We start from the raw sequence: 20,226 nt of genomic DNA, 5'->3' as shown, positions 1-20,226 counted from the left end.
GATAACTGATTCATATAGGTTTTTATATGACACCTGTTAAGAGTGAAACCTATAAAAATGCTTCTCAATTATGAGAAGCATTTTAAGGTATAATCCCAACTTTATCTTTTATATAAAGGATCTCTACCAATTGTGCCGACTAACCGCTTTAAATATTCTGGGGATTTTGCTTCGTTATATAATTTTTTGGTATTCTCTAATCACGTATTTAATTGAAGTTCTTCAACCAAAATGTCATTTTGAGGACTCTTAATAAATGATTCTAAATACGCTATCTGAGAACCGTAATATTCAATGTCCTTTTGTTGTTTCAACGTTAGTCTTTCTTTGTACCAATCTGAATTAATGACATAATTTCTGTTGAAATAGGTTCTTAATTCTAGGTCGCTAATGTCTTTACCTTCATAATGTCCATAGGCCATAATATGTAATAGAATTTTTAAAGGTGGAATAGCAGCTTCTATACTACCATCTTCAAAATAATTTAAAGCGACTTTTTGTTGCGCTTCAGTGATATTTTTAATACCATCTACAAAATCATCTAAATTTTGTAATTCTGGTTTCAGCATGCGCTCATTAAATACAGCTGTAGGCTCATCAAACAATCTATTTAGACATAATAAAGAGAATGTTTTAGTGATTCTATAGCCTAAACGGCTAGCTAATATTTTTTCACCATTATGCTCAAAATCTTCAAGTTTTTCTAAAGAACCATTGGAGATTAAATTTTTAGGATCTCTATCTTCTGGAGCCATTCTCGCCCAAATCTCTGGGATTAATAAACTCACATCATGGTCTATTTTATTTTCTGCACCAACATAGCCTGCTGCTGTACTAAATCCGTTAGACTCTGTTAAGATATGAGATAATAAAGCGTTATTTAAATCTGTGGTTGGTGTCAACATATTAAATGGTGCTTTGGTTAACGCACCCTCAGATCCTGCTCCTGTGGTTGATGGTGATTTACCTGTTAAGCTACAAATAAAGTCCATAAACAACTCTGGAGTTTCTTGGTAATGGATTGGATTGTAAACTGCTAGTGGTCTAATACCAACTTCTCTTTCTGCTGGGTTATTTCTTCGGCCTGGTAATACCGCATTTACAACGTGGATAACTGGGTCTTCAGGTTTAATTCTTCTACATAAACGCACACCAATATCCGAAATATAAGTGGCTTCAGTTTCAGTATAAACTTGATTTGGTTCTAAATACCGTGGGTTTTTAGTAGGTTCACCATCCACAATTCTTGGATGGGATGGTAAAACAAATTGTATGTCATCTTCATCAGAATCGATGATTTCCTTTATAAAATCTTTAACGGGTTGGGTATATTTATCGTAATTTATGGTGTCTTCATAAATGGCAATAGCATCGGCTTTATTTAACATTTCATAATTAGTTAAAAATCTACCGTCAGTAACAATATCCAATTCAGCCAATTTATCATAACCTCTTACAATAGCTTCATCTGGTCGTTGAAATAAATGCGCTTCACAATTGGTTAAAACTTTGACACTTTGATTAGGGTATTCTGGATTTAGATTTTTAAAGCGTTCTTTTGGAAGGGTTATCGATGCCGTAATATCATCTTCGGTCTGAATCTTTTCAGAAGCAGCAAAATCTGAACGTAATTTATTAAGCATCCAATTGCCATCTTGATTGAAACCAATACGAACATAACTACCTACAACAGGTGTATGGTTGTACATTAAAGAGGTTCCTTTTACACCATTGATAAACTCTACAGACATCATATCTTTCCAATTAAGATTGGCGCCATGTGCTTGTCTGAATAAACGCTTTACAAATAAGACTAAAGAACGAATATGAACAGGAATGTTATTTAAAAATTCATTGAATTCATCAGAATTCTCATCATTTGGTGTTAACAATTTCACCACAGAACCCAAAGTTCGTTTTTCACTTAAGAATGATCTCGATTTTGGTCTATTAGGATCTTTAACTTTCCATCGTGTTGAATAATCGAATTCAATAATTTCATCGGCTTTCTTAAAATCTTCATCAATATTATGAATATTAAATGCGCTATAGGTAATGGCATTTTGCATGGATTTAGAAATCTCCGATTTACCACCACCAGAAACGGTACAAGGCTTGTGGCAAAAGACACCTTCAGGATAAGTTTCTATAAAACGCCATAAATCGATGGACTTATGTTTTTCTAGTCTCAACTTATTGCCAGAAGGATGAATATAAGTCTTAAAAGGCGAAATAGTTAATTGTTGCTCTTGGCCTTTATAGTTCCAAGTGATACTATTTGTAGCCGTATTAAAATAAGATGATTCAGGAATATATACGATATTGGGATAATTTTTATCTATCGCATAATTTTCAGGTTTTACATCAATTCTGTCACCTATTAAGGTTTTAACCTCTTCAAAAGTGTGGTCTAGTCCATAATAAATAGAGTAGTCTTCGCAATTTACGGTTTCTCCCATAACACGTCTGGCATAGGCTATCGCTCCACCAGCATGTTCTTCTTCTGCGAGACCAAAAAGGTTTGCAGAATAACTAATTTGGGTTTTTATTTCTTTTTTAGAATAGCCATAGTAGTTATCTGCAATTAGTGTTACCACAACACCTCGCTCATCTCTACAGGTAATTTTAAACGCACTACCTTCATTATAAAGTTCATGTTCCTGTTGCCAGCACATACCGTCTTTTCTCTGACGCTCAGTAGCATCGTCATAATGCGGAAGACCTACATCTTTCTTTTTCAGCTTTAATAATTGAGGTGCAAGAATGATACAGCCGGTATGGCCTGTCCAGTGTTCTGGATCTAAAGCCGCATCATTATGTGCTAAGTTAGGATCGCCAGCGTTGCCGAAAATAGATTCAACAAAATCGAGATTACTCACTAAAGTACCTGGAGCAAAAAAGCGAATTTCCAATGATTTTTCCTTAAGAACACCTTTTACTTCTGGACACACAACAGGTCTCAAGAGCATAGAGACCATAGTTTGAGCTTTCTCAGCTTGATGGGATGTAAAAGGTAATGTTTTTAAGTCCTCTGATGGATTGAAAGCCGCATGCAAAAAGTGAGCTAAAACAACTCGAGGAACTTCTTTTTTGTCTAATGGCACAGGAAGAGGTCCTTCTACGATATGGAACGTGCCCTTGGTGGTTCTTTTATCGTGTAAAGGATTGTTTAAAATCCCTTGTTTAAGACGTTTTGAGGTGACCAAATCGCTTTCGAAGGAATTGCCATTTGGCGGTAAACTAGCTTCTCTAGCTTGTCCTTTTCGTGAAAGTATCAACGTATTATTTGGAATTACATACGATTTATCGATGCTTACATCTTTCAAATAATCGTCTATAAAATTTTGAATTCTTGAATCCGCAGGACAATGATGACTCGCTAAAAGTCTTGATTTCTCTCGAATACTTCTAATTAAACCATTTGTGAGAGCTTCAAATTTAGGGTCGTAAAATTTATCTTTACTATCCTCTGTATCTTTATAAATGGGTTGTCCTATAGACGCTAATTGTAAGTTAATAAATTGAATAAGTTCTTGTCTTGTCCCTGCCATGATATTAAACTAAATAAGTGGTTGCATATTTTGATTAGAAGGCAAAAATAAGTCTCATAAGACAAAAAAAACCTGTCAAATGTCAGTATTTCAATAATTTATTAAGAAAACGATTGAGTTAAAATAATTATTTAAAAGCGTTTAAACCTGTAATATCAAGACCTGTGATGAGCAAATGAATATCATGAGTCCCTTCATAAGTAATTACACTTTCCAAATTCATGGAGTGACGCATAATCGAATATTCTCCGGTAATTCCCATACCACCAAGCATTTGTCTGGCTTCTCGAGCAATAGTAATAGCCATGTCCACATTGTTACGTTTTGCCATTGAGATTTGCGCTGAGGATGCAGTTCCTGCTTCTCTCATAACTCCGAGTCTCCAAGCTAATAATTGTGCTTTGGTGATTTCGGTAATCATTTCAGCTAACTTTTTTTGCTGCAATTGAAATTGTCCAATAGGCTTCCCAAACTGCATACGTTCTTTACTATAACGTAAAGCCGTATCGTAACAATCCATAGCAGCACCAATCGCTCCCCAAGCAATTCCAAAACGAGCCGAATCTAAACATCCTAAAGGTGCACCTAATCCCGATTTGTTTGGTAATAAATTTTCTTTGGGCACTTTGACGTTATCAAAAATTAGCTCACCTGTTGACGAGGCGCGTAAAGACCATTTATTGTGTGTTTCTGGAGTAGAAAACCCTTCCATTCCACGTTCTACTATTAGTCCATGAATTCGTCCACTTTCATCCTTAGCCCAAACCACAGCGATTTGACAAAAAGGTGAATTGCTAATCCACATTTTGGCGCCATTCAATAAATAATGGTCACCCATATCTTTAAAGTTGGTTGTCATACCACCAGGATTAGAACCATGGTCAGGCTCTGTTAACCCAAAAGAACCCATCCACTCTCCAGAAGCTAATTTTGGCAAGTATTTTTGACGTTGAGCTTCGTTTCCATATTTCCAAATCGGATACATTACTAACGAGGATTGAACCGAAGCCGTACTGCGTACGCCAGAATCTCCACGCTCAATTTCTTGCATTATTAGACCATAAGAAATTTGATCTAAACCTGCGCCACCATATTCTTCTGGAATGTAAGGACCAAAAGCGCCGATTTCTGCCAAACCTCCAATAATTGACTTTGGAAATTCTGCTTTTTGAGCTGCTTCTTCTATAATTGGCGACACATCACGCTTCACCCATTCTCTTGCAGCATCGCGCACTAATTTGTGCTCATCAGTCAATAGTTCGTCAAGGTTATAATAATCTGGTGCTTCGAATAAATCTGGTTTCATGTGTTGTTTAATTTATGAAAGCAAAAGTAACGAAAACGTTTTCAGCGAACAATTTAAATTGTAATTTTCATAGGATTTGATGTGCCTAAAGAACATTGAAATTGATAGAAAAACGGGCCTTTTCATCTTCAGCTTAAAAAAGTCAATCCTCTTTATTTAATATATAGGCATAGGCTTCCATTCCTTTGGTATGATCAAAAATCACTTTTAATACGCCTATTAGTGGTAATGAAATAACTGCGCCTACTATTCCCCATAGTGCAGAAAACAAAATGACCCCAAAAATTGTGATAAATGGATTTAGGTTTATTTCGTCACCAATAATCCAAGGCGTTAGTAAATAGTTTTCTATCAATTGTGCTGCACTTACAACGCCAATTACGATGAGAGCTGGTGTTTGACCTGCATATAAAAAGGAAAGTATCACTGCGACTCCGCCGCCAATGAAATTACCCAAATAAGGAATGATGGAAAAGAGTGCCGCAAATAGCGCTAAAAATAAAGCGTAAGGTACCGATCCAATAGTAAATCCGAGATAGTAAATTCCAAAGAGAAATAGCATAATTTTACCTTTTCCGAGAAAATAACCTTTGACAATCTTGGCTGCATTCATTAAAAGGGAGTCTATCGCTTCATTATTGGAAAAAAGTTTTCTGAAAAAATTGAGGAATTGCTTCTTTTGAATCAAAAACAAGATAATATAAATAAAAACAATAAACGATTGTGATAGTAGATTCATTAAGGATGATAGAAAAGAACTAGCAAATACTTCAGCTTTTTGAACCAGTTTTTTATTGTTTTCAATATAATCTTTATAATCCCACCTCAATGTGTTATTTGCCCATTGGGATAAGGTATTTAATTTTTCCGTTGCTTTTTCTTTGATAACAGGCCAGTCATCTGCCATGTTATTGATTTGCGAACTTATCAACCAAAAAAGTAGAAAAAAAACAATGAGCATCAATAAAACCGATACTGTAATGGAAAGCCATTTAGGTAATCCAAATGTACTGAGTTTCTTCACGGAAATATCAAGTAAAATAGCAATAATTGCAGCAACCAACAAGGGCATAATTAAGCTTTGACCAAAGTATATCAGGGTTAGAATACATCCTGTAATTAAAAGTGCCTTAATGAAATGAGTAGCTGAAACATTTATTTTTGGAGTGTTCAAAGCATTTGGTTTAAACGTGTTCAGTATAAAATTACTGGAAAATTCAGTAAAACCTGAGATTTTAAATCAAATTTTATAGTAATTATTGCTATTGAGTCCCTTTAAAGTGCAAGAAGAGTTGAATAAAAAGTGTTTATTGTCTACATTTTAAGATAAAATTCTTGAGTCAAATTAATGTAAGCCTCTGTATATTGATGTCGGGCACTTTCTATGACTAGCTCGGAAGTTTCAATTTCAGTTTCTTCAAACGAGAACTCCAACAAACTTCGTTTAATTTCTGAATTTGGATGTCCTTTTACACGCAGTATGCGTTTAGGGTATAAATCTACTTTTGAAGTTAAATTTACAAAGTTGTCTTCCGCTTTATATGGAATGACCACAGCGAATAATCCAGTGTCCGATAATAAATTTACCACTGCATAAATTAAATGTTCAAAAGGCATGGCATCATTAAATCGTGCTAAATCTCTCGCTTTGCTATCTGTTTTGTAATCTTCGGTATAAAAAGGCGGATTACAAATGATGAGGTCATATTTATCTTCAATTTCTTCAACAAATTCCAATAAAGACGCATGATAACAAAACAGACGATCCGCCCAATCCGAGTTTTCAAAATTTTCGGAGCATTGTTCAAAGGCATCATCGTCAATTTCAATGGCTTCAATAGTCTCTGCTTTACTTCGCTGAGCAATCATTAAAGATAAAACACCAGTTCCTGCACCAATATCTAAAACTGAAAATGGATTATTCGCTATAGAAGTCCAAGCACCGAGTAAAACGCCGTCTGTACCAATTTTCATGGCACAACGGTCTTGGTTGACTGTGAATTGTTTGAATTGAAATGGCTTTGACAAAAAGTTAGGATTTATTCAATATAAAGATCAATCAACCCTTCAGGAGTATCTACCTCGATGGTTTTATTTTTTCGATCTACTTTAACTATAAATTCATCATTCATAGGAATAAGAATTTCAATACCATTTCTATCAATTTCAAATAACGCTTGTGCAGTAGAATCGTTGATGCCTTTTAAAACACCAACTTTACCATAATTTTTGTCTTTTATGGTAAAACCTATAACTTCATGGAAATAAAATTTATTACCGTCTAATTTGGGCAATAAATCTAAGGGTAAATACAATTCGGTCTTTATTAAAGCATCTGCATCAGCTTCCGTATTAACGTCTTCAAATTTTAAACGGAGTAAATTTGACTTATGTAATTGAGAGGATTCAATAAAGAAAGGTACTAAATTCCCTCTAAGATCTATAAAAATAGCATCTAGGCCATCGTACAGATCAGGTTCATCAGTATCTAGTTTTGCTAAAAGTTCACCTTTAAAGCTGTATTTTTTTACGATTTTACCTAAATAAAAACATTCTTCTTTTTTCATGACAAATTTTATTTGTCATCCTGAACTTGATTCAGGACCTCTTAGTGTTATGTATAAATATTTTGAGAGCCTCATTTGTATGAGGATTATTACATAAAACCTTATATTCATTTTATGTAATAAAAAAACCCTGACGATACAGGTCAGGGTTTAAAAGTATAAAAAATAATTTCTTTATTCTTCTTCGCTAGACGCTTTTGCATCTTCTGTTGTAGCCTCAGCTTCTTCAGCAACTTCTTCTTCAACAACTGGAGCTGCTGCAGCAATACGTGCTTCATTTACAGCTTTTTCAGCTTCATGTGCTTTAGCTTTTGCATCAGCATCTGCTTTAGACAAACCTTCAGATTTAGCTTCAATCTTAGTTGCTTTCTCTTCCAACCATGCGTTGAATTTTTCTTCGGCTTGCTCTTCAGTCAAAGCCCCTTTTCTTACGCCACCAGCTAAATGATTTTTTAGCATTGCTCCTTTATAAGATAAAATTGCTTTTGCAGTGTCGGTTGGTTGTGCACCGTTTTGTAACCATGTTACAGCTCCGTCAACATCTAATTCGATAGTTGCAGGATTGGTGTTTGGATTGTAAGCACCTAGTTTTTCTAAGTATTTACCATCTCTTTTAGCGCGCGAATCCGCTGCTACGATCCAGTAATAAGGTTTTCCTTTTTTACCGTGTCTTTGTAATCTAATTTTTACAGGCATAATAATTAATTAGTGAGGTTCTCGACCTCTGTTATTAATGAGAGCCAGCCCGACATTAAAATTATGTCGCTCAGGCGGGCGCAAAGGTACTAATTAATTTTAATTTAGATCTCATTTTAGCCTTTATTTTAATGCTGTTTTTTATTGGTTTTAAAGTTATTTAAAAAGATGTGCTTTAGTATATCTAGTTTTAGCTTCCAATTCTAAAAAAAGTTTAAATCATTTCAATTATCAAACACTTTTCAGTCATTAAAAGACGCATTATAAAATGCCATTCCTAGTGTGGCTTTGTTGTTTTGGTCAAATAGTGTGGCATTATCCCAATGTGATCCTTGTGCCCATAAAGTATAACAATTGGTAGAAACCCAAGCCGGCTCCCAGTATACTAAACCTTGTCCACCTGCATTTTTTATAATTGATTTCAGTTTGTTGAGATAATCTAACTGACCTTGTTGAGAAGCAGGATAGTCATTGACCAGAGCATCAGATCCTAAAATATTATTGGCGCTATCAGCATTGTCTAAAGTAAATGGATAGGCAGTTTCAACAATCATCAATTTCTTATTGTAAGTATTAATAAGAGTTGAAAGTGGTGATTGTACCTCGTTTAAATCGTAATCTGACCAGATAGGGTAGTAGGACAACCCTATCCAATCAAAATCTATAACGCCATTATCTGTAGCTTGTTCAAACCACCACAGACCATTTTCGGGTTGTGCGATATGAAGCATTACCTCAATCGTTTCATTTTGATCTTCAGCAATAGTCCTTACGGCGTCAATGCCTTTATTTATTAAGTGCGAATTCCGAACCCAATCAATTGGCCATTCTAAATCTCCATCCTGAAGAATCATTGGGTTAATTTCATTGCCCACTTGTACAATGTTGGGCAGTAAATTTTCATTGGCTAATTCTAACAAGGTAGTATAGGTATAATTGTAAAGCGCATTTCCTAAAGTTTGGGTATCATCAATAATATTAATCCATGCTGCAGGTATTTGTTGTTTTGAAGGATCTGCCCAAGTGTCTGAATAATGAAAATCTAAAAGTACATGCATACCTTGATCTTTAGCACGCTGAATAGACTGTTTTACATCTAGAAGATTAGAATAATCAGTCCATGTTGGGCTATGCCATAATCTTAGACGGACTAAGTTAGCCCCTTCATTTTTAAAAATCTCATATGGATCTTGAACGATGCCGTTACTATTTTTGTAGGTAGCTCCGCAATCTTCCATTTCGTTAACGTACGATAAATCAGAACCATAATAAAATGAGATAGGTGGTTCATCCAGAACCGAAATATCAATTGAATCATTATTATTACAAGAAAAACTACATAAAATGAATATTAGCAATAACATTTTATTGATTTTTCGAAATGCTGATTTGGTGCTCACCATGATTTTTTATTAGAAATCTTGTGTCAAGTAATAAATAGGACAAGAAAATAGAGTCAATTTAAGTAAAATTAGAAATTTGCATTAAATATATAAAAAGAGCTTCTCAATTGAGAAGCTCTTTTATGCTCAAATAACACTTAATAATTAGAGCTTGACTAATTTTGTTGTCATCGTTTGATTAGTATCGTTTTGGACTTTGACCATATACATGCCAGAATTTAAAGATGAAATATCAAAAGTATCTGTTCTTGTAAATGAGCCTTTAAACGATTTTACCAGTTTTCCTGTTAAATCGTAAACTTCAACATTTGAAACATTGACATTTATACTAAAGGATATGGAAGAAGGATTTGGATAGATGTTAAACCCAAATAAAGCTTCGTCATCAACACTTAAAACTGTAGATGCTTTGTTTCCAAAAATCCTGAACTGACCAGCTGGAATAGAAATAGTACTCGCAGAATTACTTAGTGTAGTGTTCCCTGTGGCATCCATGAGGTCATACCAAGTTGTAGTTACGCCAGCTGGAAAATTAGTGTTAACCGTTTGGGCAGTCACATCAAAATTGGCAAAAATGATCACATTTTTCAATTCTGAAGTTGGTATAGAATTATCGAAGACATCTATCCTAGGAGTTAAACCTCCTGAGGTAATTGCATAATCGCCTTCAAAGACAGGTTCTTCAATTTTTAATTTGTTTAGTTTTGCCCAATCACTGTAAATCTGACTTCTTAAAGCATCATTTAACCAGTTATTATCCCATTGCGGTTGCGGTTTAGTCGAAAGCTTACAGCCATCATTATTATAACTACCGTCTGAACATGTAAAAATTGAATTATCCATGCCTAAATCAGCAAAGTGCCATATCATTTTTGGTCCTGGAATAGTTAAACTTACGGCGCCTAGTGCAGACATTCTTGATAATGCGATACTTAAATCTCTGACATTGTGTGACCCATTTGAGTTGTTACCAAATTCAACAGCCTCATACATTACGCGTTCTTCATCATGACTTTCTGGATATCCCATTAGTCGAGGAGCATTATAACCGCGACTTTCATGTCCCATCCGGTTAATACTACTACTAAAGCCCTGGAGTAAATCAGTATATTCACCTGTCATTTTACCCCACATCATAATACCTTTAGGGTTGGCATCTCCAAGACGATAATTTGCCCATTCACGCTCTTCATTATCTGTTCCTAAATGCTCAAAAATAACATAATGGTTCTCATCTATATTCCATGAATGATCGGCATATTCTTTTAAAACCTGCACGCGATCTGCCTGATATGTATCCGTACAACCTCCAGCAGATCCTGGTCCACAATTTTGTGTGAATCCTTTGGTTAAATCCCATCGGAAACCGTCGATTTTGTAGGCTTCAATCCATTGAGAGATGACGCGTTTTGTGTAATCTTTGGTCAACGTACTTTGATGATTAAAATCGTTGAAAACACTGTATGCATGCTGAGCTTCGGTATTAAAATATGGATTTTCTGTAGAAGGTCCTCCCCAACCGTCATCATCAGGATCGTCCATCCACATTCTTACTAATGGATTTCTACCAGTGGCATGGTTTAGTGCTATATCCAAAATGACAGCAATACCATTTTGATGACATACATCAACCAATTCTTTAAATTTATCTGGAGTACCATAAAATTTATCTAATGCCATATGAAAAGACGTATTGTATCCCCAAGTCTCATTACCATCAAATTCCATAATTGGCATCAATTGAATGGCATTAACATTTAGGTTTTTAAAATAGTCGATTCTATCAATTAAATCTTGATAATTGCGATCCGCATCAAAATCCCTTACAAGAACTTCATAAACAACTAAATCTTCTTTTTTCGGTGCGTTAAAATTGGCAACCTGCCAATTATAAGGCGTTTGTCCGGTTTGTAAAACAGTAACTTCACGATCTTGACCATCAGGATACGTTGGTAGGTTAGGATAAGAGCTTGCAGGAATGAAAGGGTCATCAAACGGTGATAAAACAAGGGTTGAAAAAGGATCTGCAGTTTTTACCAATGAAGGAGAATTTGAAATAGGATTGGTGTCGAATACCCAATATTGATATGTTTCAATTGCACCTGAAGTTAATCCTGATATTTCCAACCAATATTTACCTGTGGATGGATCACGTTTCATCACATCTGTATTTGATGGCGTATAGTTGTTCCAACTTCCTGCAACTTGTATAAATTCTTTTCCTGGAGCTGTTAAAACTAATGTCGCTTTAGTAGCATCTGCATGATAATTAATACCATCAACTACGTTTGCAGGTAGTACTGCTTCAATAACAGTTGGTGCTACAACAACATCAAAACTAACTTCTCCTGTTTCTGTTGATCCGGGAGGTGTGCCTACAAATTTAACGGTACCGCTTTCTGTAATATTTGAAATGGTTGAGTTACATGCAGGAAAACCACAAGATCCAGTTGCTATAGATACATCGTTGTAAAAAATCTCAAAACTGCCTTGAACTGTTGAAGAGCCTTGGAAAATAATTGTGGCACTTACCGAAAGATTGCTGCCAGAATTTACTACAACTACATCACTAGAAGGTTGTGTTAAATTGATAATAACGCTTCCAATAGGAAAAATAAAATCGAGACAACCATCGTCTTTAAATTCTTGAGAGCCGTCAGCATTTCTAAACACCATACCTATTTGAGTTGCGGCATCTGCTTGCGCTTGAGTAATACCGTAATAGGTTTGTGGCGTAATTGTGATACTAAATGTACCGTCTCCATTATTAGTCATTTCACCGACACCATCATCCTGTCCCCAATTACCGATAACATTAAAGCCGAAAGCATCAGAGTTATCACCGATTCCTGAATGCATGTATACTTTGGTAGGATTATTAAATCCATTACAATTAGTGGCTGAACTATTAGTATCCACTGTAATTGTAACAGGTTCATCTACTTCAATAGCACCAACACTCAAAGAAACTTGGGCAAATGCATTTATGGAAATTAGAGTTATTAAAAAGCATAAAATTTTTTTCATAGCTATTTTGTTTTTAAAAAAAAAGCCATGCGTAACGCATAGCTTTTTTTAGTATATTAAAATTTACTCAACAGTAATTGTTAAGTTTCCAGTATCAACTGTAAGTGTATAAGTTCCTGGTGTACCATCAAAATAGAAATTACTATCGCCATCCATGGCATTAATTAAATCTGAATCAATAGTATAGCCATTGCCTTCATAAGTTGGATAATTTGTTCCTGAATCCCAATCACTATTTACTGAAAAGAATCTAAAGGCATCATTAGTTAATGCGACTTGCCCAGAATAAATTCCTGCTCCAGTACAAGGTAAAGCCACAGGAGTATCCCAAGCCCAACCAGCATCAACAACACCTGCACCTACTAACCATAGTTGTTCAAATTCGCATTCTAGCTCTTCTGGACCTAGAGTTATTGTTTTGTTGATATCATCTACAGTCAAGAAATAAGTTCCTGGTGTACCATTGAAATAGAAATTACTATCACCATCCATAGCATTATTAAAGTTGCTATCAATAGTATAACCATTTCCTTCGTATGTTGGATAATTAGTTCCAGTATCCCAATCATTATTAACTGAGAAGAATCTGAAAGCATCATTTGTCAAAGCAACATTTCCTGAGTAGGTTCCATTACCTGTACAAGGTAATGCTACTGGAGTATCCCATGCCCATCCGGCATCAACAATACCAGCGCCAACTAGCCATAGTTGATCAAAATTACAATTTGGACCAACAACTGGAGGTCCTAATGTAATCGTTTTATCCGCTGTATTAATTTGTATAAAATATTGTCCTGGTGTTCCAGTAAATTGGAAGTTGCTGTCACCATCCATGGCATTAACTAATTCGGTGTCAATTGTATATCCAACGGCTTCGTAGTAAGGGTAGTTCAAACCTGAATCCCAATCTGATGCTACGGTAAAGAATCGAAATGCATCGTTAATTAAATTAATATTTCCCGAATAGGTATTACCTTGTAAAGGTAACTCAACAGGAGTTGTCCAATCCCAGCCTGCATCTACAGCACCAGCACCAACTACGTATAATATTGGAGCTAGTTCTACACTGAAAGGCGTAGCGGTAATGGTAACAACATCAGAGAAGCGTTCCATATTTCCTGCAGTCATTTCTATGGTTGCTTTAACTCTAATATCTAAACTTCCTGCTTCTTCTGCAGTTAGACCAGCATTCAAAACAAGCTCGTTAAAAGCTTCATGAGAACTAGAAAATGACATGCCGTCAGTACTTTCTGTTATGGCACTAGCAAAATCTGTTCCTGCTTGTGCAAATTGCACTTCGTAATTAACAGTTACAGAGCTATTAGCTCCAAAGTCTGGATCATCCCAAGAAATTGCAATGGCTTCTTCTTCTGGAGTAGTTTCGAGCAGCACAAGTTCAAATGTATTATCAGGACTTGTAATTACCGGTGGAGCTTCTGAATACGAAGAAACGCTAAAGCTAACACTATTAGAAGAGTTGGCTCCTGCAGTTACTCTTATATATACTGCAAAAGGTTCAAAGGCATCACCTCCTGCACCTAAGACAATATTATTGAATTCAGCTACTGACATCGTAAAACTATCTGTAGTAGAAGAACCAATTACCGTAGATGAATCAAATTCGCTATCTGATGATAATTCGATCATATAGCTATCTCCGGAAGATAACTGATCTTCCCATACAATTGTAAATGCCGGATTATTAGGCAAATTGTAATTTAAATTGATATTAGAAGCCGTAGGTTCTAAAAGTTTAAATGAAGCATCTGGCTCTGTAAGTACGAGACCGTCGTCAGTATCGCACGCTGTAAAAACCAGGAATAAACTTAGTATAAGCGTAGTGATTTTATTAATTTTCATAGTGTTTCTTTTTATAAGTTAAGTGGGATCATTATATAATCTCCAGTTAAGTCGTTAAACCAAACCTCATAGTCATCTTGAACAATCACTGGAATTGGTCCTCCACCTTCAGTAGCTACACCAGAAAAGGATGTACTTCCTCCCCAAGTTGCTCCTGTATTAGTTGTAAATTGAACATCACCAGAACCAAGATTTATACTATTGATATACCATAAATGGCTATCAAATGTGGATTGTGTAAAATCGGTATCTGTTCCAGCGGCACTTCCTTGAAGCGTTATACTTGTATAATCAGTAGCGCCAGAAGCATCATAAGGAACCGTTGTATAGGTGTTAGATGAAAAATTGATAGTAAACGTATAATAGCCATTATCTGGAACTCCGAAACGTCCAGGATCACTATCCTGAGTACCAGGATTCCCCGCGATATCACCAGATTCTACAATGTCGTCACTGCCTTCGTCAGCTGCAGTTCCCCATTGTGGCTGCCATTGTCCTCTTTCTTCTAAAACTTTAAATCTTCCATCATCGTTACCTCCACCACCTTTGGTAAAGTAGCCAGTATAGGTGTAAAGATTTTCATTTCCTACATCTCTAAACAATGGTGGGTTATCATTGTTATTGTTCCAATCTGCAGAAGTACCATTTCCAACTAAATAATAGTCATTAAAGTCATAACTAAATGAAGGGGTTACCAAAAAATTAATAATGTTGGAGGTAACTGCCAATTCATCCTGAACACCTAAAGATGCAATTACTCGCGCATATACTGTATTTTCTTGTAATGGAGGTAAACCTATTGCACTTGTCGCAGTGTTTAATGCAGCCATCGACATTGATATAGAGCTCACACCTACAGCACTCGCTACGTCTGAAGATTCTGTAAATTCTTGATTACTTGAAAATTGTACCGTGTAATTTTCTACTACGGCTTGATTATAATCAGCATTGTTCCAATTAAAGGTAATAGCCGGATTGCTCAAATTGCCACCATCAACAACAATTTGAGAAATTGGCAATTCTTCTAAAAGAATAGGCGTTGATTCAGTTGCATAAAATTCAGGATCATCCTCACACGACATAGTGAAGGTAAGCGCTCCTAAAGCCAGCAAAACATATTTTATATTTTTTATAAACTTCATAATATAGTCTTTTAATATCCTGTGTTTTGTTCTAAATTGGTGTTAATACCTAAATCCGTAGAAGGTATGGGCATTACATCTCTAAATGATTCAGTGGTGGTTCCTTGTTGCACACCACCTTTCCATTGCCAAATTCCGTTACTTGAAAATTGATTGAATCGTATTAAATCTGTTCTTCTATGGCATTCCCAATACAATTCTCTAGAACGTTCACTAAGGATAAAATCTAAATCCATATCGGCGGCACTTATATCACCACTATTATCTCCATAAGCACGTTCTCTAAGTTCATTGATATAACCGACAGCAGTATTCATATCACCACCGCCATCTTGTAAAACAGCTTCGGCATACATTAAATAAACATCGGCAAGTCTAAACATCGGAAAATCAATATCAGTATGATCACCTGATGTATCTGATCCTGGATTTCCACTCACATCAACATTTCTGTATTTAGATACAGCATAGCCATCAGTAAATGTTGAAACCGAACTGATATTTTTAGTTTGACCTTCTGTAAAAAATAAGGCACGTCCATCTGCAGAATTTTCTTCACCTGGAAACTGCTCTACAAAGGTAGGTGTTGTTCTTACTCCAGCCCATCCGCCGTTAATTCCAAAATTTGTAGGGTCCATTTCGCCACCTACAGGCGCATGGGTTAAAAAGGTCATCCCACCAAAAACTTGCGTTCTCAGACCATCGTAAGGTATTGTAAATATTACTTCATCTTGAGCACCATTAGTATTATTATCTGCTAAGAAGGAATAATAATAAGGTATATTTGGAATTGAGTAACCTGCTCCTATAATATTAGTTGTGTAAGTAATAACATCGGTATAACGTGGTGTGCCAGTATATACTTCAGCATTAAGATATAATTTAGCCAATAGCATCCAAGCTGCAGCTCTATCTGCTCTGCCATAGTATTCTACAGGGTCTGCATTTGGCTCTGCTAAATCATCTAAAATCTCCAATAGTTCGGATTCTACATAATTAAATAAATCTGCTCTTTGAATCTGAGGCGGTAAGAATGCTCCAACAGGATCATTTTCAGTTATAAACGGCGGATTCTCATACAGGTCTAAAGCATGCCAATACGTCAAGGCTCTCATAAAACGTACTTCTGCTCTATACGTTTGGATTTCTGCTCTTAAATCACCAGTAACGCCTCTTCCGTCCAGTTTGGTGTCGGTAGTTTGACGTAAAAACTCATTGGTTAAAGCCACTTGATACATCAAACGGCTATACATGGTTCTGATAAATTCATTACCAGACGTCCAAACTTGTGCATGTAAGTCTTGTATGGTACCATCATTCCAAGCAATAAGTGCTTCATCCGTGGTTAGTTCTTGCATTTTCCAATACAATCTTAAGTAATTGGAAAATCCTTCATCTAGACCTTGTAAATCTGCTGATCCTGCAGGACCTTCTTGTCCACTCAATGAAATTCCAGCATAAATCTTTGCTAAAAATTGCTGATAGGAGTCTGGGTCTTCAAAAGCTGCTTCGCCAGTGAGACGACTGTCTTCGGGTTGTAAGTCTAGTCGTTCTTCACACGATTGCACAAATAGCGCAAGGGTAAAGACAACCAGAATACCTTTAATTGTTCTTAACATCATAGCTTTGTTATTTATATATTTAGTTTTCATATTTTTTAGAACGTAAAGTTTAAGCCTAAAACAACATCTCTTGTTCTAGGATAAAAGTTGTTTTCAATTCCATTCGAAATTTCTGGATCTAAGCCATCGTATTTTGTGATTACAAATAGATTCGATGCCGTCAGTGATGCTCTCAAGGTGATTTTTTCAAACGGAATAGTATAACCAAGTGAGACATTATCCAATCTTACAAAATCGGCACGTTGGATATAATAATCCGAAAATAAATTTTGGTTGGTAAAGCCTGTATCCAAATAGTTGGCATGGGCATTAGCCTGATAACCTGGTTGATTTACAACTGCATTAATGTTTCCACGATCAGAAGCACTATTATTGTAAACATAGTTACCAAAACTACCTCTAAAAGTAAAATTCAAATCGAATTTTTTATAATTAAAATTATTTGTGAAACCAATAAATGCGTCTGGTGTTGCTTTTTTATAAGGTTGTCTATCCGCTTCTGTAATTTGATTATCTCCATTGACATCTACGTAAGAACCTTCGATAGGGTTTCCTTCACTATCATAAACTTGACGGAAAACGAAGAAAGTCGATGGGTCATAACCAGGTTTGAAAATTTGTATTTGATTTCCGACACCACCACTAATGCCGCCAGTAGGTATAAAATAATCAGGGTCATCATTTAAACTAAGAGATGTAATTTCTTGTTGTTGAAGGGTAATATTAAAATTAGTATCCCATCCAAAATTTTCTTTTTGATAAATAACACCGTTTAAACTTACCTCTAAACCTCTACTTGTAACAGCACCTACATTGGTTAAGAGTATATCTGTTAGGTTAGCTCCTGCAGGTACTGGAACCCGAGATAATAAATCTTCGGTCTCTCTATAATAACCATCAATAGTACCATTAAGCCTATTGTTGAAAAAGCCAAAATCTAAAGCCACGTTATATTGTGTGGTTTCTTCCCATTTCAAATTCTCATCAAACCCTTCAGGACGTAATGTTGAGATAAAAATTGGTTCACCGGTTGATGTAGAACCGATTTGTATGTTCGCAGCGTTATTTCTAGAAGGCGTATAAATTCCTAAGTATCCGTAATTAGAACCTATTTCCTGTTGGCCTGTAACTCCCCATCCAGCTCTAAGTTTTAAATTAGAAAAGAAAGAATCCTCTAAAAAACTCTCATTCATCAATTTCCAACCCACAGAAACTCCCGGGAAATAACCTACACGATTATCTTCACTGAAACGAGAAGAGCCGTCTCTTCTGAAACTTGCAGAAATTAAATATTTATCGGCAATATCAAAACTCGCTCTTGCAAAATAAGACTCTAAAGCATTTCGGTTAATATCGGTTTGCGTGATGTTTGTATTTGTAGTTCTATCAAAAAAGCCTTCGATATAAAACTCCTGAAAGGCATGTCCTGCAGTTAGATCGATTTTTGTATTAATCGATTCGATATCTTTCTTATAATTTAAGTAGAAATCTAAAGACGTGTTTCTATTTAAACCATTAGAGACTTCATCAGTAGGGAATCCTCCAGCATTGTTTGGATTAGCTGCAATGAATTTGAAACCATCATTTTCTGCGTAATCTATACCAGCGTTTAAGTTAAACGTTAAATCTTTTAAAAACCAAAACTTATAATCGATATTAAAGTTAGATATAACACGTTTAATCGTTTGCCGATCTTCATAATTCTCTAGTAAAAATAATGGATTCACGGGTGCTAAATTCGCACTTGTACCATATTGTGTGTAATCACCATTCTCATCCCTAACAGGTTGTGTGGGATCAAACGAGATTGCCGCACCAATAGCACCAGCATCTCTTTTATATGAATATTCATCTTGAATAGCTTTACCAACGAAAGTTAGTTTTAAATCATTGTCCAAAAGTCTTTGTACATAAGATACATTCAAACCATTTCTTTCATATAAATCCTCAAGTGCACCCTCTTGCGAAGCATGATTAAAATTGATGCGGTAATTTGAATTTTCAAAACCTTTAGATACAGTTACGTTATGGATTGCACCAACACCAGTGGAATAAATTTCATCCTGCCAGTTAGTACTAGCGTTTCCAAGTGTGGTAGAATCAAAATTTGGATTAGAGGCTAAATCTCTATACTCTTCGCCACTTAAGACATCAACCGTATTTGCAACACGCCTTGTTGACACTTGTAAACCATACTCAATTTTTAGTGGCTGGTTTACAGAACCTTTTTTAGTTGTAATTAAGATAACACCGTTTGAGGCTCTTGAGCCATATATGGCCGTTGCAGAGGCATCTTTAAGAACAACGAAGTCCTCAATATCAGCTGGATTAATGGCATTCAAAGCATTTGCACTTCCTTGAGCACCTCCCCTTTGATCAATAGGCAAGCCATCAATAACAATAAGAGGGTCGTTTGTGGCTGATAAAGAAGCGCCACCACGAATTCTAATTTCACCACCTTCACCTGCAGCACCACCATTTGATGTAACACGCACACCAGCGGCTTTACCTGAAATAAGTTGTTGAGGCGCTACAATAGCACCACGGTTAAATTCTTCATCACCTACTTTTTCAACGGCACCCGTTGCATCTTGTTTGGTAGTTGATCCATAACCAATCAATACCACCTCATCCAATTGAGCAGCATCTTCTTCAATAGCAACATCAATAGTTGATTGCCCAGTAAATTCAATCTCTTTCGTGGTATAGCCAACATAAGAAAATACAAGAATTTCACCTTCACTAATTTCTATGGAATAATTACCATCAAAATCTGTTGAGGCGCCTCTGGAAGTACCTTTAATAATAACGTTTACACCTGGTAAAGGCATAGCATTTGCTTTATCTGTAACAGTACCTGTGGCAGTAGACTGGGCCATCAAGGTTGCTGGTAGCATAATGAGACAGAATAGTAAAGCATTTAAAACTGTTTTCATACAATGTTTTTAAGTTAATTACTTAGTTTATTGATTTATATTTTCACTTCTCGGGATAAATCTATGTAAATTTAATGTGATTCGAATGTTAATTTACATGACGAAAGTCACGAAAA

At 35.8% G+C, this 20,226-nt stretch carries 12 protein-coding genes; all 12 read right to left on the bottom strand.

Translation table 11 applies throughout. From position 1 onward, the window contains the following. Window positions 1-200: 200 nt before the first annotated feature. Window positions 201-3,551 (bottom strand): hypothetical protein, encoded by a 3,351-nt coding sequence (locus HM990_RS17065; RefSeq protein WP_229719304.1) that lies wholly within the window; start codon window positions 3,549-3,551, stop codon window positions 201-203. A gap of 127 nt (window positions 3,552-3,678) precedes the next feature. Then, on the bottom strand, window positions 3,679-4,857 hold the full coding sequence (locus HM990_RS17060; RefSeq protein ID WP_178990696.1) for an acyl-CoA dehydrogenase family protein: 1,179 nt from the start codon (window positions 4,855-4,857) through the stop codon (window positions 3,679-3,681). Between the two features lie 142 nt (window positions 4,858-4,999). Then, a complete protein-coding gene (locus HM990_RS17055) occupies window positions 5,000-6,031 on the bottom strand; it encodes an AI-2E family transporter (protein ID WP_178990694.1) in 1,032 nt (343 codons plus the stop codon). A 140-nt stretch (window positions 6,032-6,171) separates the two neighbouring features. After that, complete coding sequence (locus HM990_RS17050) at window positions 6,172-6,885, bottom strand: tRNA1(Val) (adenine(37)-N6)-methyltransferase (RefSeq protein ID WP_178990692.1); 714 nt, start codon at window positions 6,883-6,885, stop codon at window positions 6,172-6,174. Between the two features lie 11 nt (window positions 6,886-6,896). Further along, the gene (gene rimM, locus HM990_RS17045; RefSeq protein WP_178990690.1) at window positions 6,897-7,424 is read right to left on the bottom strand and encodes a ribosome maturation factor RimM; all 528 of its coding nucleotides are present in this window, start codon (window positions 7,422-7,424) and stop codon (window positions 6,897-6,899) included. 174 nt (window positions 7,425-7,598) lie between these two features. Next, window positions 7,599-8,120: a 30S ribosomal protein S16 gene (locus tag HM990_RS17040; RefSeq protein ID WP_178990688.1), complete on the bottom strand. Its 522-nt coding sequence runs from the start codon at window positions 8,118-8,120 to the stop codon at window positions 7,599-7,601. 242 nt (window positions 8,121-8,362) lie between these two features. Beyond that, window positions 8,363-9,484 carry a glycoside hydrolase family 53 protein gene (locus HM990_RS17035; RefSeq protein WP_229719303.1) on the bottom strand — a complete coding sequence of 374 codons (1,122 nt, stop codon included), beginning with the start codon at window positions 9,482-9,484 and terminating at the stop codon, window positions 8,363-8,365. Window positions 9,485-9,667: 183 nt separating this feature from the next. Then, a complete protein-coding gene (locus HM990_RS17030) occupies window positions 9,668-12,550 on the bottom strand; it encodes an alpha-amylase family glycosyl hydrolase (protein WP_178990684.1) in 2,883 nt (960 codons plus the stop codon). A gap of 63 nt (window positions 12,551-12,613) precedes the next feature. After that, a complete protein-coding gene (locus HM990_RS17025) occupies window positions 12,614-14,410 on the bottom strand; it encodes a SusE domain-containing protein (protein WP_178990682.1) in 1,797 nt (598 codons plus the stop codon). An 11-nt stretch (window positions 14,411-14,421) separates the two neighbouring features. Then, the gene (locus HM990_RS17020) at window positions 14,422-15,552 is read right to left on the bottom strand and encodes a SusE domain-containing protein (RefSeq protein WP_178990680.1); all 1,131 of its coding nucleotides are present in this window, start codon (window positions 15,550-15,552) and stop codon (window positions 14,422-14,424) included. An 11-nt stretch (window positions 15,553-15,563) separates the two neighbouring features. Beyond that, window positions 15,564-17,204, bottom strand: a complete 1,641-nt coding sequence (locus HM990_RS17015) for a RagB/SusD family nutrient uptake outer membrane protein (RefSeq protein WP_229719302.1) — start codon at window positions 17,202-17,204, stop codon at window positions 15,564-15,566. A 5-nt stretch (window positions 17,205-17,209) separates the two neighbouring features. Continuing rightward, complete coding sequence (locus tag HM990_RS17010; protein ID WP_178990679.1) at window positions 17,210-20,110, bottom strand: SusC/RagA family TonB-linked outer membrane protein; 2,901 nt, start codon at window positions 20,108-20,110, stop codon at window positions 17,210-17,212. Window positions 20,111-20,226 lie beyond the last annotated feature (116 nt).

The organism is Winogradskyella schleiferi (genome assembly GCF_013394655.1).
Lineage (GTDB): Bacteria > Bacteroidota > Bacteroidia > Flavobacteriales > Flavobacteriaceae > Winogradskyella > Winogradskyella schleiferi.
This window is presented reverse-complemented; position numbering and strand designations above follow the sequence as displayed.

What these genes read in the sequence shown, in the direction of transcription:
- HM990_RS17065 (WP_229719304.1), bottom strand. Translation starts at nt 3,551, where the DNA reads ATGGCAGGGACAAGACAAGAACTTATTCAATTTATTAACTTACAATTA.
- HM990_RS17060 (WP_178990696.1), bottom strand. Translation starts at nt 4,857, where the DNA reads ATGAAACCAGATTTATTCGAAGCACCAGATTATTATAACCTTGACGAA.
- rimM (WP_178990690.1), bottom strand. Translation starts at nt 7,424, where the DNA reads ATGAAAAAAGAAGAATGTTTTTATTTAGGTAAAATCGTAAAAAAATAC.
- HM990_RS17040 (WP_178990688.1), bottom strand. Translation starts at nt 8,120, where the DNA reads ATGCCTGTAAAAATTAGATTACAAAGACACGGTAAAAAAGGAAAACCT.
- HM990_RS17035 (WP_229719303.1), bottom strand. Translation starts at nt 9,484, where the DNA reads ATGTTATTGCTAATATTCATTTTATGTAGTTTTTCTTGTAATAATAAT.
- HM990_RS17030 (WP_178990684.1), bottom strand. Translation starts at nt 12,550, where the DNA reads ATGAAAAAAATTTTATGCTTTTTAATAACTCTAATTTCCATAAATGCA.
- HM990_RS17025 (WP_178990682.1), bottom strand. Translation starts at nt 14,410, where the DNA reads ATGAAAATTAATAAAATCACTACGCTTATACTAAGTTTATTCCTGGTT.
- HM990_RS17020 (WP_178990680.1), bottom strand. Translation starts at nt 15,552, where the DNA reads ATGAAGTTTATAAAAAATATAAAATATGTTTTGCTGGCTTTAGGAGCG.
- HM990_RS17015 (WP_229719302.1), bottom strand. Translation starts at nt 17,204, where the DNA reads ATGAAAACTAAATATATAAATAACAAAGCTATGATGTTAAGAACAATT.
- HM990_RS17010 (WP_178990679.1), bottom strand. Translation starts at nt 20,110, where the DNA reads ATGAAAACAGTTTTAAATGCTTTACTATTCTGTCTCATTATGCTACCA.